The following is a 14,506-nucleotide window of genomic DNA, read 5'->3' as shown; positions in this document are numbered from 1 at the left end:
GCACAGCGTCCTCGCTGTTGTGTTACTTCAAAGGAACCTCGTCCCGATACAAACGAGACGGGGTATCAACATATCTGGCGTTGACTTTTGGCACGCTGTTGAGTTCTCAAGGAACGGAAGCTTCCATCGGAACCGTTTCACCGGCCCCTCCGGGCTTTCCCTTCGTGTCTCCGACTCTATCAGACGCTTTCCAGTGTCTGACCCCCAGTCAGCGGGGCTTGTCTTTCCGGCTGTTGGGCCGTTCCGACGAGTGAGACTTTAGCGGATCCCGTACCGCCCGGCCAAATCGGCCCGGCCGGACGAAAGACCGGCTGCATTCCGCGAAAACACACAAACGCACGACAACAATGCGACGACACAAGGTCGTCGCTCATGGTCGAAAGGTTCCTGCGGAATGGCTGCCCGGGGACCGACCGGAGTCGGCGCTCACGTCGGACAACTCGAAGAACCTTACGCACGCGGATCAGCCGTGTCAACTCGGGGCAAGGTGGTCCCGATCACATACCGAGGAGGACAGTCGAGGACCGCCGGGGAATCCTCAGTCGAGGTCTTCCAGCCGGCCACCGGCGTCCGGCTGGCTCTCCTCCACCCGCCGCAGCAGTCGGGTCAGCATCTCGCCGAGGGCGGTGCGTTCGACCGGGGTGAGGTCCTGGAGCAGGTCGTCCTCGAAGACGGCGGCCATGCGCATGGTTTGGAGCCACTTCTCGCGGCCCTCGTCGGTCAGCTCGACGATGACGCGGACGCGGTTGGCCTCGTCGCGCTCCCGGGTGACCAGGCCCTCGGTGACCATGCGGTCGATGCGGTGGGTCATGGCGGCCGGGGTGAGGCCGAGGCGCTTGGCGAGGTCGCCGGGGCCGAGGCGGTAGGGCCGGCCCACGACGACGAGGGCCTTGAGGACCTCCCACTCGGCGCTGCTGATGCCGAGGTCGACGAGCTGGCGGCCGTACGCGACGTTCATCCGGCGGTTGAGCCGGCCGAGTGCGGTGACGACCTTCTCCACCTGGGGGTCGACCTCGGGGAATTCGCGCTGGTAGGCGGCGATCTGCGCGTCGAGGTCCAGCTCCTGCGGAGCCCCTGCCGAACCCGGTGAGCCTGCGGCTGCGGTCATCCCCCGAGTATGACACGGAAGTCCTTTGCCCTAAAGCTCTTCACGATGTACTCTTTAGCTTCGAACTTTAACTCTGAAGTCTTCAGGCTGAAGACTCGCTGATCAAGTGGGGTGAGTGTGACAACCGCGATGGGCGCTGCGCTGCGCCGGATCCAGATCGGGACCGCACTGAGCGCGTTCGGGAACGGCTTCACCGTCCCGTTCACGTTCATCTATGTCTCGCAGGTGCGGGGGCTGGGCGCGGGGACCGCGGGTGTGGTCCTCGCGACCTTCGCCGTGGCCGCGCTGTTCGTGCTGCCCTTCACCGGGCGGGTCATCGATCAGCGGGGGCCGGTGCCCGTCGCCGTGGTCGGTACGGTGCTGGCGGCGTCCGGTTCGCTGGGTCTTGGTCTGTCCGGCAGTGAGCCGGTGGTGATCGCGGCGGCCGGTGCGCTCGGCGCCGGTATCGCGGTGGTGCAGCCCGCGCTGGCCACGATGATCGTGTGGTGCTCCACGACCGCGACGCGCTCGCGGGCCTTCGCCACGCAGTTCTTCCTCAACAACCTCGGGCTCGGGCTCGGCGGTCTGCTGGGCGGTCTGCTGGTGGACACCGCGCACCCGGCGTCGTTCATCCGGCTCTTCGCCATCGAGGCGGCGATGTTCCTGGTGCTGGGCGCGGTGATCGCCACCGTGCGCATGCCGCACGCGCCGAAGCTCGGCGGCGACGGGGCGGCCGTACGGTCGGAGCCGTCGGCGTCCGGTGGCTGGCGGACGCTGCTCAACGACCGCGCGATGGTCATGGTGTCCGTACTGGGCTTCGTGATGTTCTTCGCCTGCTACGGCCAGTTCGAGTCGGGTCTGTCGGCGTTCGCCGTCGAGGTGACCCGGATCTCGCCGACCGCGCTGGGCGTGGCGCTCGCGGCCAACACGGCCGTGATCGTGCTCGCGCAGTTCGTGGTGCTGCGGCTGGTCGAGCAGCGGCGGCGCAGCCGCGTCATCGCGCTGGTCGGTCTGGTCTGGACGATCGCCTGGCTGGTGGCCGGGGCGTCCGGGCTCGTGCACGGCAGCCACGCGATCGCGGTCGCGGCGATCATCTCGACGTACGCGCTGTTCGGTCTCGGCGAGGCGATGCTCGCGCCGACCGTGGCCCCGCTGGTCGCGGACCTGGCGCCGGCGCGGATGGTCGGGCAGTACAACTCGGCCTTCGCCCTGGTCAAGCAGCTCGCGCTGGCCCTCGGTCCCGCTGTCGGCGGGCTGATGGCGGGCGCCGGTGCCTACGGGGCGTACATCGTGATGCTGGTGCTCTGCTCGCTGGCGATCTCGGTGACCGCGCTGCGGATGGGGCGCCGTCTCACCCCGGCGCAGGACAGCCCGCACCTAGCGGCGGCCCGCGTCGTCGTCCGCTCGGTGCCGCGGCGGGACGAGCCCACGCCCGTGGAAGCCGTCAAGGCCGCCGAGCCCGTGGAGGCGGCCGTACCCGCGACGTCCGCACCGTAGGAGCGGCGCCCGGCTCGTACGCGAGCGCGAGCCGGAACGGAGGGACCGGAACGGAGGGACCGGAACGGAGAGAGCGGTCAGTCCGGCAGGGCGAACTCGCACCAGACGGCCTTGCCGCCGCCCGGGGTGCGGCGCGAGCCCCAGGACGAGGCGACGGTCGCGATGATGGAGATGCCGCGGCCCGCCTCGTCGCCGGGCTCCGCGCGGCGGCGGCGCGGCAGATGGTCGTCGCCGTCGGTGACCTCGATGATCAGCCGCCGGTCGGTACGGCGCAGCCGCAGCCGCATGGGCGGGGTGCCGTGCTTGAGCGAGTTGGCGACGAGTTCGCTGGCGGCCAGCACGCCGAGGTCGCGCAGTTCGACCGGGAAGCGCCAGGAGGCGAGCACACCGGAGGCGAAGGCGCGGGCGCGCGGGGCGGCCTCGATGCCGCCGAGGAGTTCGAGCGAGGCGTTGCGGAAGAGTTCGGCCTCGCCGCCGGTGCGGTCGGGGTGCTGGAGGACGAGGACGGCCACGTCGTCGTCGTGTTCCGAGGTGACGCCGAGCGCGCGGGTCAGCCGGTCGCAGATCACCTGGGGCGCGCCCGTCGCGCCGGACAGGGCCGCCGTCAGCGCGTCCACGCCGACATCGATGTCCTCGCCCCGCCGCTCGATCAGGCCGTCGGTGTACAGCACGGCGGTGCAGCCCGGGCCGAGCGCGGCCGAGCCGGAGCTGTGGATCCAGCCGCCGGTGCCGAGCGGCGGTCCGGTGGGTTCGTCGGCCTTGCGGACGGTGCCGTCGGGGTCGCGGATGAGGATCGGCGGGTGCCCGGCGATGGCGTACGACAGGCGGCCCTCGCTGGGGTCGTGGACGGCGTAGACGCAGGTCGCGATCTGGGTGGCGTCGATCTCGGAGGCGAGGCCGTCGAGCAGCTGGATGACCTCGTGCGGCGGCAGGTCGAGCCGGGCGTAGGCGCGTACGGCGGTGCGCAGCTGGCCCATGACGGCGGCGGCGCGCACGCCCCGGCCCATCACGTCGCCGATGACGACGGCGGTGCGGCCGGCGCCCAGGGTGATCACGTCGTACCAGTCGCCGCCGACCGCCGCATCCGTGCCGCCGGGCTGGTACGTGGCCGCCACGCGCAGGTCGTCGGGCTGTTCCAGCTCCTGCGGGAGCAGGCTGCGCTGGAGGGTGACGGCGGTTTCGTGCAGGCGGCGCTCGCTCTCGCGCAGCCGCTCGGCGGAGTGCACCTGGTCGGTGACGTCGGCCGCGAAGATCAGCACACCGCGCCGCTCGGGGTCCGGGTCGGCGGACCTGACGGGGGTGCAGGTGAAGGTGAAGTAGCCGGGCTTGGCGGGCGAGTGGTCGTCGCCGCCGACGACCTTGCGGGCCTTGACCGTACGCGGCTTGCCGCTGCGGTGGACCTGGTCCATCAGTGGGAGCAGGCCCAGTTCGTCGAGTTCGGGCAGCGCGTCGCGGGCCTGGCCGCCGGTGGTGCGGGCGCCGAAGACCTCGGTGTAGGCGTCGTTGACGAAGGCGACGCGGTGGGCGGGCCCGTGCGTGACGGCGATGAGGGCGGGCAGTCGGCTGAGGACGCCGGTGACGGAGGGGTCGTCGGTGACGGCGCCGCAGGCGCGGGCCGCGGCCGGGCGCGCGCCCGTATCGGCGGCGCCCGAAGCGGCAGCGGAAGCGGCGCCCGCGTCCCGGCCGGCCGCGGTGTCGGCCGCAGGCGTCGCGTCACCCGGCTTCGCGGACGTCGCCGCCTCGGCGGACGCCGCGTCCGCCGCGGGGTCGCCGGCTTTGCCGCGTGCCGCGGGGACGGCATTGCGTCGCTGGGTTCCGGGGAGCCGGGCGCTCCAACGCGTTAGGTTCAACCGTCCGATTCCTCGTATTTGTCACGCTTTGCAGGTGCTGCCGCACGCGGGGTCACGCCCCAGTGTGGCCGAACGGCGGCCCCAGGGGGAATCGCCCAGGTCCCCACGCGGGTCGGACGGCGGGTCACGGAGCGGCGGGCGGGGCGAGGGCCGTACGGATCGGGCCGCGGACCGGGCTCCTGGTCGAGGCTCCGGATCGGCGACCCTGATCGAGGTCCCGGATCGAGGACCCGGATCAAGGACCGGGATCGGCGACCCGGCTCAGGGCGTGTCGGGGTCCCGGTGCGATCCGGCGGCCAGTTCGAATTCGGCGCGCGGGTGCTCCAGCGAGCCGAGCGAGACGATCTCCCGTTTGAAGAGGCCGGCGAGCAGCCACTCCGCCAGCACCCGGGCCTTGCGGTTGAAGGTCGGGACGCGGCTGAGGTGGTAGACGCGGTGCATCAGCCACGCCGGATAGCCCTTGAGCTTGCGGCCGTAGACGAAGGCGACGCCCTCGTGCAGGCCGAGCGAGGCGACCGATCCCGCGTACTTGTGCCGGTATTCGGTGAGCGGGCGCCCGCGCAGCTCGGCGACGATGTTGTCGGCGAGGACCCGGGCCTGGCGCAGCGCGTGCTGGGCGTTGGGCGCGCAGTCGGTGCCGGGCTTCTCCGCCGTCAGGTCGGGAACGGACGCGGCGTCACCCGCCGCCCACGCGCGCTCCGTACCGGACACGCGCAAGGTGGCGTCGGCGCGCAGCCTGCCGCGTTCGGTCAGCGGCAGGTCGGTGGCGGCCAGCACCGGGTGCGGTTTGACGCCGGCCGTCCACACCAGCGTCCTGGTGGGCAGCCGTTCGCCGTCGGACAGCACGGCGACGCGGTGCTCGCACGACTCCAGGCGGGTGCCGAGCCGGATGTCGACATTGCGGCCGCGCAGCTCGCGCACCGCGTATGTGCCCATCGCCTCGCCGACCTCGGGCAGGATCCGGTCCGACGCCTCCACCAGGACCCATCTCATGTCCTCGGGACGGATGTTGTGGTAGTACCGGACCGCGTAGCGGGCCATGTTCTCCAGCTCGCCGAGCGCTTCGACACCCGCGTATCCGCCGCCGACGAAGACAAAGGTCAGCGCGGCCTCGCGGACGTCGACGTCCCGCGTGGAGGAGGCGATGTCGAGTTGTTCGAGCACGTGATTGCGCAGGCCGATGGCCTCCTCGACGGTCTTGAACCCGATGCCGTGCTCGGCGAGTCCGGGGACCGGCAGGGCGCGGGAGACGGAACCGGGGGCGAGGACGAGGTGGTCGTACGTCAGCTCAAGCAGTTCGCCGCCGTGCTCCTCGGTGACGGGGGTGGCGATGCGTGCCACCCGCTTCGCGTGGTCGATGTCGCGCGCCTCGCCGACCACGATGCGGCACTTGCCCAGCACCCGGCGCAGCGGTACGACGACATGGCGCGGCGAGATGGAGCCTGCGGCGGCCTCGGGGAGGAAGGGCTGATACGTCATGTACGGCTGCGGCTCGACGACCACGACTTCGGCTTCGTCACGCGTGAGCCTGAGCTTCCGTTGCAGCCTCAGTGCGGTGTACATCCCGACATAGCCACCGCCCACCACGAGAATGCGCGGGACATCTGCTCTGTTCGTCGCTGCCGACTCCGTCATTGCTCCATGACGCAATGGACCATAGCCGTTTGTCCACAGCGCGGACGCGATGATTCGGCGGAATCGGTGTCACGGCAGGTCAGCGGTGCACACATCACCGGGCAAACGCCGCACGAAAGTGCATGGAGGCCGTTGGCCCGGCCGGGGGCGCGCGCCGGGCGGAACACAAACCCCTTCATTCTTGACGTGGGCTCAACTATGTTCGTATCTCGTAGTACTGCGGGGGACGCGTACTGATCAACGCCCATGAGCGGGGAGTCTCCGGGGGGAGACGCGATTTTTCCGGGGGATACACCTATGCACATTCAGGACTCTCAGTGGACGGCCGCGGCCGGTTCCGAAGGCGCCGTCGGCGGTGCCCGGCCGGCCCCGCTGCGCGTCGACGCGCAGCGCAATCTCGAACACGTCCTGCGGGCCGCCCGTGAAGTCTTCGGCGAGTCGGGGTACGGGGCCCCGATGGAGGACGTCGCGCGCCGCGCCCGGGTCGGTGTCGGCACCGTCTACCGCCGCTTCCCCAGCAAGGACGTGCTGGTCCGGCGGATCGCCGAGGAGGAGACGGCACGGCTGACCGAGCAGGCGCGCACCGCGCTCGGCCAGGAGAACGAGGCGTGGTCCGCGCTGGCCCGCTTCCTGCGGACATCGGTCGCCTCGGGCGCCGGGAGGCTGCTGCCGCCGCAGGTGCTGCGGGTGCAGAGCCCGGCGGCCGGCACCGAGCACGGCGGCGCGTCGCCGCTGGCCGGCGAGGCCAACAGGGTGCCGCAGCAGCGCAGTCCGTTCGCGGCGAGCGGCGGTCTGCCGGTGACGCAGGGCGGCACGGAGGGCCAGGCCCCGTCCGGTGCCTCCGCCGCTTCCTCCGCTTCTTCGGCTTCCTCCGCTTCCGGCGCCTCCGCCGCTTCCGTGGCGCCGGAAACGGATACGGATACGGACGCGCGTACGGTGCCGGCCGCGGGCACCGCTCCCGGGGGCGCCGGTGTCTCCGGTGTCATCGGTGACACCTCACGCCGGGCGGACCACGCGGGCCGCGACGACATCGGCTCCGGCAGCGACGGCGGGACCGACCGGGACAGCGACCAGGACGGCATACGGACCCTGCTCGACGTCGTCGGACGGCTGGTGGACCGGGCACGCGAGGCGGGCGAGCTGCGCGGCGACGTGTCGGTGGCCGACGTCCTGCTGGTCATCGCGACGTCCGCGCCCTCGCTGCCCGACCCGGCGCAGCAGGCGGCGGCCTCGGCCAGGCTGCTGGACATCCTGCTGGAAGGGCTGCGGTCGCGGCCGGCCGAGCGGGCGGCGGACACCACCGGCTGAACGGATGGCCGGGAGGGCGTTCCGGGCGGCGTTCGGGGCACCGGCCCGGGCGGCGGAACCGCCGGCGGAGCGCTCCACCGATCGGGTGATCGTAGAGGAAACGTGAACGATCTCCCCTCGGATGAGTGGTTCCCCCGCATCCCCTGACCCTGGACCCCCCATGTGTGCCACGCTTGCCCCGTGGAAGAGGCAAACGGGGAATCCGGCGCTCCCGCCGCGGAGCCCGAGACCGGGGACGGCCTGCCGCCGCGCAGGGTTCCGGGACAGCGCGACCGGGTGGCCCGCGAGGACGCCCGCGAGTCCGAGCGGGACGCGGAGCGCGAGCCGGGGCGCGTACCGGCGCAGGATCCCGGGCCCGCGCCGGCGTCGGACGTACCGGCCCCCGGTGTACCGGCGGCCGGCGGACCGGCCCCCGACCCGGCGGCCCCCGGCCCGGCGGCTTCCGACGCGCCCGCCGACGACGATCTGCTCTCCGCGCCCGGGCACCCCGCGCACGCCTCGCCCACCGATGCGGCGGCCGCCGAAGCGGCGCTGTCCGACGCCGAGTTGGTCGCCCGGGTGCGCGGCGGGCAGGACAGCGCGTACGAGGAGCTGTACCGGCGGCATGCCGAATCGGTTCGGCGCTACGCCCGCACCTGCTGCCGCGACGCCTACACCGCGGAGGACCTGACCGGCGAGGTCTTCGCCCGTACGCTCCAGGCGATCCGCGGCGGCAGCGGACCCGAGTCCGCGGTGCGCGCGTATCTGCTCACCACGGTGCGCCGGGTCGCCGCGTCCTGGGGGAACACCACCAAGCGCGAGCACCTGGTGGAGGACTTCGCGGTCTTCGCCGTCTCCGCCGCGGGCTCCACCGTCACCGAGGAGAGCAACGACCTCGGCGCTGACGTCAAGGCCATGCACGAGGCGGAGCAGACGCTGGCCATCCAGGCGTTCCGCACGCTGCCCGAGCGCTGGCAGACCGTGCTGTGGCACACCGCCGTCGAGGACGAGTCGCCCTCGGAGATCGCGCCGCTGCTCGGCCTGACCCCCAACGCCACCGCCGTCCTCGCCCACAGGGCCCGTGAGGGTCTGCGCCAGGCGTATCTCCAGGCGCACGTCAGCAGCGCGCTGACCGCCGAGGGCGAGTGCGCGCGGTACGCCGACCGGCTCGGCGCGCACGCGCGGGGCGGTCTGCGGATGCGCGCGGACCGCGAGCTGAACCGGCACCTGAAGGAGTGCGAGCGCTGCACGGCCGCCTCCGCGGAGCTGGCCGACCTCAATTCGGCGCTCAAGGGGCTGCTGCCGGTCGCGTACATCGGCTGGTTCGCCGCCGTCTACGCCGCCAAGGCCGCCGGGATCGTCGCCGTCACCGGGGCCGTCGGCGCGGCGGGGGCCGCGGGCGGTGTGGCCGCCGCGGCGGCCGGTACGGGCACGACGTCGACCGCGGGCGGCACCGCCGCCGGGGGCGCCGCGTCCGAGGGGCTCGGCGCGCCCGCGAAGGTCGGCATCGCGGCGGCCGTGGTGGTCGCCGCGGCGGCCGCCGCCTTCGCCTTCGCCCTGACCGGGGGCCACGAGAAGGCGGAGCCGAAGGCCGCGCCCAAGCCGCCGCCGGCCGTCGTGGTGACCACTCCCCCGCCGCCGTCGCCCAAGCCGGTCGTCCCGCCGAAGCCGAAGCCCGCGCCCGTACCGCCGGCCGCGGAGACGACTCCGCCGCCGCCCACGCCGAAGCCGACCACTCCCAAGCCGAGCCCCAAGCCCACGCCGCGGCCGACGACGCCCAAACCGGTCGTTCCGCCGAAGCCGAAGCCGACGCCCACCACGGCCGAGCCGACCCCGCCGCCCACCACCCCGCCGCCCGCGCCGACCGCGTACAAGGTCAATTCGCTGGGCATCAGCGGGCTCGGCGACAATTCGGAGCCGACGATCCGGCCGTCCTTCACCAGCTGGTGGTGGGACCGCTGGGGCCTGACGATCGGCGACACGCAGTACGAGCACGGCATCACCGTGCACGCGCCGTCGTCGCTGACCATCGACCTCAACCGGGCCTGCGTCAGCTACGACGCGCGGGCCGGGATCGACAGCCTGGCCCGGCGCTTCGGCGCGGCGCGGTTCTCCGTCTACGGCGACGACACCCGGCTGTGGGAGTCGGGTGTCGTGCGCGGCGGCGATCCGGCGGTGCCGGTGCACGTCGGGATCACCGGCTACAAGACGATCCGGCTCGTCGCCGACCCGGCGGGGCGCGGCAATGGTCTCGGCCTGGGGCTGGCGAATCTCGCCGACTGGGCGGATTCGGTGATCAGCTGCTCGTAGGAGCGGACGCTCCCCGACGTTCAGTACGGTTCAGTACGTTCAGCCGTTCGTGACGGCCGGGGTCCCGTCTGCGGCCGGGACGGCGCAGACACCGTCGACGCAGGCGTCGTCCGCTTCCGCGGCCGGCGCCGGGGCCTGTACGGCCGTCTCCTTGGCGACCTGCTCCAGCGCCTGGAGGAAGACGGACGTCTCCTGGCCGCCCTGCACCGCCCACTTGCCCTCGAAGACGAAGGTCGGCACCGCGGTGATCCCCATCCGGCGGGCCTCGTCGATGTCCGCGACGACCTCGTCGCGCAGCTCGTCACCGGCGAGGAAGACGGTGACGGCGTCCCGGTCGAGGCCCGCGGCGACGGCGGTGTCGGTGAGCGCCGCGCGGTCGCCGATGTCCAGGCCCTCGCCGAAGTGCCCGGTCATCAGCCGGCCCTTGAGGCGGGTCTGCGCGGCCGGGCCGTAGGTGTCGAGCGCGAACCGCAGCAGCCGGTGCGCGAGCAGCGAATTGTTCTCCAGGACCGTGTCGAAGTCGAAGGTCAGGCCCTCGGCGGCGCCGAGCTGCGCGAGCCGGTCGTCCATCGCCACCGCCTGCGGCCCGAATTTCGCCGCGAGCACCTCGCGGTGCGGCCGGGGCCGCTCGGGCGCGGTCGGGTCCAGCTGGAACGGCCGGTAGACCACCTCGACGGATTCGCCCTGCGGGAATGCGGCGAGCGCGCGCTCGAAGCGGGACTTGCCGACGTAGCACCACGGGCAGGCGATGTCGGAGTAGATCTCGACCTTCACGGTATTCACTCCCGGTCGTAGGAAAAACGTCCTCTACGGATTCCTTGAATGCTCAATCAGGGGTAACCGGGAGCGAAACCGGCACTATTCCCGTACGCGCGTACGGCAGCGCGTACGGCAATGGCCGGCATGCCGCCGATCGCGGGGAATCATGCGGCCCATCGCGGGGAATCGTGCGGCCAGTCGCGGGGAATCAGGGGGCGGCCGTCAGCCCAGCGCGTGCGCCGTCTCCAGCAGGGCCGCGACCGCCTCCGTACGGTCGAGCACCGCGCCCTCCGCGCAAGCCGCCGCCCATTCCCGCTCGCCGAGGCCCTCCCTGGCCCGGCGCTCCACGGCGTCGGCGACGGCCAGCTCGGGGACGGTACGCGGCAGCGGTCCGCGGGTCGCCGCCGAGGCCGCGGACATCCGGGCCGCCGCCCGCAGGTCGCCCAGCTCCACCAGCACCTCGGCCGCCGCGTCGAGCTGCGCGCCGACCACCGGCTCCGTACAGCCCTCCGCGAGCGCCAGGCCCGCCGCCTCCGCGAGCCCGAGCAGCGCCGCCGCCTGGTCGCCCTCGGCCGCCGTGATCCGCGCGCCGAGATTCGTCAGCACCACCTGGAAGGTCGGCGGCGGCGTGCCGTCCGTCATGTGCCGCACCGCCAGCTCGCACAGCTCCCTGGCCTGCCGCAGCTCGCCGCGGCGCAGGCACAGCAGGCCCTGGAGGTAACGGATGTAGGTGTGGGCGTCCCACACGCTGTACAGCTCCGCCTCCTCGGCCGCCTGGTCGACCAGCTTGCGCGCCTCGTCGTCGTCGCCCCGGCGGTGCGCCAGATCGCCCATCCGGGCCAGCAGGAAGGCACCTTCGCCGTAGGCGCCCAGTTCGCGGCCGAGCCGGTGCGCGGCCTCGAAGTCGGCGAGCGCCGCCGCGTACTGGCCGCGCGCCACCTCGATCTCGGCGCTCGCGCCGTGCACTTGGGCGCGGATCCAGCGGTCGCCGAGCCGCTCGCCCATCTCGCGCAGCTCCGCCCAGTCCGCGTCGGCCCGCTCCAGGCCGCCTGGGGTGTCCACGGCGATGTGCGTACGCAGCATCAGGGCGACCGCGATCTCCCATGCGCCGCCGTGCGCACGGCAGTTGGCGACGACGTCGTCGGTGTGCCGGCTGATCTCCTCGGTCCCGCCGAGCAGATAGGAGGTGAACGGCCACAGCAGGCCGGGGAATTTGGCCGCCTGCGGGCCGCCCTGGCTGTACGCCGCCGCAAGCATCGCGGCCGTCGCCTGCGCCTCCGCCGTCTGCCACTGCTCCTGCGAGGCGCTGTCGCTCTGCACGAAATAGTGCAGCATCCGCAGGTCCAGGCGGGGCCAGAAGGCGGGGTCGGCCGGGTCGGGCGGCGGGTCGCCGCCGAGGTCGGTGACGCGGCCGAGCCAGGAGTGCGCCTCGTCGCGGTAATTGCGCAGCCACCAGAACCAGCCCATGGACAGCGCGATCGCGATCGCGTCCCGCTCGACCGCGCGCTTGCCCGGGTCGTCGGGGGCGGCCGGGTCCGAGGTGTGCGCCTCGATGAGGCGGCTGAGCGCGGCGCGGACGTTGTCCAGCTCCGCCTCCAGCACCTCCAGCCACAACAGCTGGTCGGCGCGGCGCAGTTCGGCGTCCGCGGTACGGGCCAGGTCGCGGAAGTACGCGGTGTGCCGGCGCTCGGCCGCGGCCAGTTCCCCGGGTTCCGCCGCGGCGCGCTCGGCGGCGTATTCGTGGATCGTCTCCAGCAGGCGGTAGCGCACGTCCTGGCCGGGGCTCGGCGCGTGCACCGCCACCACCAGGGATTTGTCGACCAGTTGGGCCACGGTGTCCAGCACGTCGGGGCCGCAGACGGCCTCGGCTGCGGCGAGCGTGCAGCCGCCGGAGAAGACGCTCAGGCCGCGCAGTGTGGCGCGCTCCTGCGCGGTCAGCAGGTCCCAGCTCCAGTCGACCACCGCGCGCAGCGTCTGCTGGCGCGGCAGCACCGTACGGCTGCCGCTGGTCAGCAGCCGGAAACGGTCGTCGAGCCGGTCCGCGATCTGCCGCGGCGACAGCGCGCGCAGCCGGGCGGCGGCCAGCTCGATCGCCAGCGGCAGGCCGTCCAGGCGGCGGCAGATCTCGCGCACCGCGTCCGCGTCCTCGGGCGCCCCGCCGCGCGCCGCGCCACGCGTCTCGGCGCGTACGGTCGCCGCCCGCTCGGCGAACAGCCGGTACGCGGTGGGCGGCGGCAGCGGCTCGACCGGCCGTACGACCTCGCCCGGTACGCCCAGCGGCTCGCGGCTCGTGGCCAGGACGGTCACGCCCGGGCAGGCCGCCAGCAGTTCCGCGGTGAGGTCGGCGGCGGCGGCGATGACGTGCTCGCAGTTGTCCAGGACCAGCAACAGGCGGCGCTGCGCGCAGTGTTCGAGCAGCCGGGCCAGCGGGTCGTCGCCCGAGGACGCCTCGGGCATCCGCTCCCGGCCCGGGCCGAAGATCAGGGTGTCGCGGCGGCCGAGGGCGCTCAGCACGGCGTGCGGGACGGCCGACGGGTCGTCCAGCGGGGCGAGTTCGGCCAGCCACACGCCGTCCGGGTGGCGGGCGGCCGCCGCGTCCGCCGCTTCCTGGGCGAGGCGGGTCTTGCCGCTGCCGCCGGGGCCGGTCAGCGTCACCAGCCGGGTGCTGGCCAAGTCGGCGCGGATGTCGGCGAGTTCGGTCTCGCGGCCGACGAAGCTGGTGAGGCGGGCGCGGATGTTGCCCTGGGGCCGGGCCTGCCCGGTCCTCGCGGGCGCCGCCGAACCGCGCAGCAACTCCGCGTGCAGCGCCCGCAGTTCCGGGCCCGGGTCGGCGCCGAGCGTCTCCGCCAGTACGGTCCTGGCCTCCTCGTACGCGGCCAGCGCCTCCGCGGTCCTGCCCTCCGCCCGCAGCGCGCGCAGCAGTTGGGCCCGGAATGCTTCGTCCAGCGGGTGCTCGGCCACCGCCGCGCGCAGGCCCGGCAGCGCGTCGGCCGCGCGGCCCAGCCGCAGGTCGGCTTCCGCGCGGTGGCGCAGCGCCGCCAGGCGCAGGGCCTCGGGGCGGGCCGCGGCCGACGCCCGGTCCGGCAGGTCCGCGAGGGCCGGGCCGCGCCACAGGGCCAGTGCGCTCGTCAGCGCTTCCGCGGCGGTCGCCGGGTCGTCGGCGGCCAGCGCCGCTTCGCCCTCCCGGGCCAGGCGCTCGAATTCGTAGAGGTCCACCGATTCGCGCGGGGTGTCCAGGCGGTAGCCGCCCGGCTCCGACACGATCGCGTCGCGGCCCAGCGAGCGGCGCAGCCGCGACATCAGCGCTTGCAGCGCGCCCGCGGCGTCTGTGGGCGGGTCGCCCGCCCACACCGCTTCGATCAGTGTCTCCGCTGGCACCGGGCGGCCCACGCGCAGCGCGAGCACCGCGAGCACGGCTCGCAGCCGGCCGCCGCCGAGTGCCACCTCCGCGCCGTTCTCGGAGGCGCGGGCCTCCGTCACCCCAAGAATCCGATACCGCACGTCGCCATCTTGGCCGACGACCCCCCAAAAGAGCGAACCCCCCTCCGGGGCGGTGGCCGCGAAACAACAGCGTCTGCCCCGCTGGGGGCGGCTTTTCGTCTGAAGGCCCGCGTGCGCTGGGCGCGCAGTTCCCCGCGCCCCCATAGGGCACCGTCCTCCGCATGGTGCGGGTTACAGGGGCTGCGGCCCCTGTGCGAGGTAGAGGGGATCAGCGGCGGGCCGGAGGCGGGTCGTCGTCGTGGGGGCCGAGGAGTTCGTCGGCGAGAGTCGGAAGGTCGTCGAGAGGAGTCTCCTCGGCCCAGTCGGGCCGGGGCCGACGGGGCCGGTCGGGGGAGGCCCCGGGCTGGTCCTCGGGCCGGAAGAGCCACGGCGGCACGCGGTCGGTGGGATCGTCGGCGGCCGGCGACCCGGTGGGCGGCACGACGGGCGGCATGACCGTCGTCGTCTCGGACCCGTCGCCCGGCTCCTCCTCGGCCTCCGCAGCCTCCTCGGCGGGAACCGCGGGAAGTACGGCCGTCTCCGACGAATCCTCGGTCACCGCAGGCAGCACCGTCGTCTCCGACGAATCCTCGGTCACCGC

8 protein-coding genes and 1 pseudogene are annotated in these 14,506 nt (G+C 73.5%); 3 read left to right on the top strand and 6 right to left on the bottom strand.

Features of this window, described 5'->3' with window-relative positions:
- Positions 1–538: 538 nt before the first annotated feature.
- On the bottom strand, positions 539–1,108 hold the full coding sequence (locus BM076_RS31045) for a MarR family winged helix-turn-helix transcriptional regulator (protein ID WP_093717066.1): 570 nt from the start codon (positions 1,106–1,108) through the stop codon (positions 539–541).
- A 117-nt stretch (positions 1,109–1,225) separates the two neighbouring features.
- Between BM076_RS31045 and BM076_RS31040 the strand changes: the two genes are divergently transcribed.
- The gene (locus BM076_RS31040) at positions 1,226–2,584 is read left to right on the top strand and encodes an MFS transporter (protein WP_093717065.1); all 1,359 of its coding nucleotides are present in this window, start codon (positions 1,226–1,228) and stop codon (positions 2,582–2,584) included.
- 77 nt (positions 2,585–2,661) lie between these two features.
- Here BM076_RS31040 and BM076_RS31035 read toward each other — a convergent pair whose 3' ends face one another.
- Both BM076_RS31035 and BM076_RS31030 read right to left on the bottom strand, forming a co-directional pair.
- Positions 2,662–4,434 carry an ATP-binding SpoIIE family protein phosphatase gene (locus BM076_RS31035; RefSeq protein ID WP_093717064.1) on the bottom strand — a complete coding sequence of 591 codons (1,773 nt, stop codon included), beginning with the start codon at positions 4,432–4,434 and terminating at the stop codon, positions 2,662–2,664.
- Between the two features lie 261 nt (positions 4,435–4,695).
- The gene (locus BM076_RS31030) at positions 4,696–6,069 is read right to left on the bottom strand and encodes an NAD(P)/FAD-dependent oxidoreductase (protein WP_093717063.1); all 1,374 of its coding nucleotides are present in this window, start codon (positions 6,067–6,069) and stop codon (positions 4,696–4,698) included.
- 297 nt (positions 6,070–6,366) lie between these two features.
- Here BM076_RS31030 and BM076_RS31025 point away from each other — a divergent pair, with 297 nt between their 5' ends.
- Positions 6,367–7,377, top strand: a complete 1,011-nt coding sequence (locus tag BM076_RS31025; protein ID WP_093717062.1) for a TetR/AcrR family transcriptional regulator — start codon at positions 6,367–6,369, stop codon at positions 7,375–7,377.
- 180 nt (positions 7,378–7,557) lie between these two features.
- Positions 7,558–9,666: a sigma-70 family RNA polymerase sigma factor gene (locus BM076_RS31020; protein ID WP_245796561.1), complete on the top strand. Its 2,109-nt coding sequence runs from the start codon at positions 7,558–7,560 to the stop codon at positions 9,664–9,666.
- Between the two features lie 39 nt (positions 9,667–9,705).
- Here BM076_RS31020 and BM076_RS31015 read toward each other — a convergent pair whose 3' ends face one another.
- From BM076_RS31015 to BM076_RS37755, 3 genes and pseudogenes are all read right to left on the bottom strand, one after another.
- On the bottom strand, positions 9,706–10,440 hold the full coding sequence (locus BM076_RS31015; protein ID WP_093717078.1) for a DsbA family oxidoreductase: 735 nt from the start codon (positions 10,438–10,440) through the stop codon (positions 9,706–9,708).
- 207 nt (positions 10,441–10,647) lie between these two features.
- Positions 10,648–13,905, bottom strand: coding sequence for a BTAD domain-containing putative transcriptional regulator (locus BM076_RS31010; protein WP_245796559.1), 3,258 nt, complete (start codon positions 13,903–13,905; stop codon positions 10,648–10,650).
- A gap of 229 nt (positions 13,906–14,134) precedes the next feature.
- A pseudogene (locus tag BM076_RS37755) lies at positions 14,135–14,506 on the bottom strand (dTMP kinase); the annotation flags it as partial.

It is taken from the genome of Actinacidiphila alni, from assembly GCF_900112845.1.
Taxonomy (GTDB): Bacteria; Actinomycetota; Actinomycetes; order Streptomycetales; family Streptomycetaceae; genus Actinacidiphila; species Actinacidiphila alni.
Note: the sequence above shows the minus strand (reverse complement) of the source record. Positions and strands in the feature narration are given on the sequence as shown.

Excerpts from the sequence above, each read along its gene's own strand:
- BM076_RS31030 (WP_093717063.1), bottom strand. The coding sequence starts at position 6,069 with ATGACGGAGTCGGCAGCGACGAACAGAGCAGATGTCCCGCGCATTCTC.
- BM076_RS31045 (WP_093717066.1), bottom strand. The coding sequence starts at position 1,108 with ATGACCGCAGCCGCAGGCTCACCGGGTTCGGCAGGGGCTCCGCAGGAG.
- BM076_RS31025 (WP_093717062.1), top strand. The coding sequence starts at position 6,367 with ATGCACATTCAGGACTCTCAGTGGACGGCCGCGGCCGGTTCCGAAGGC.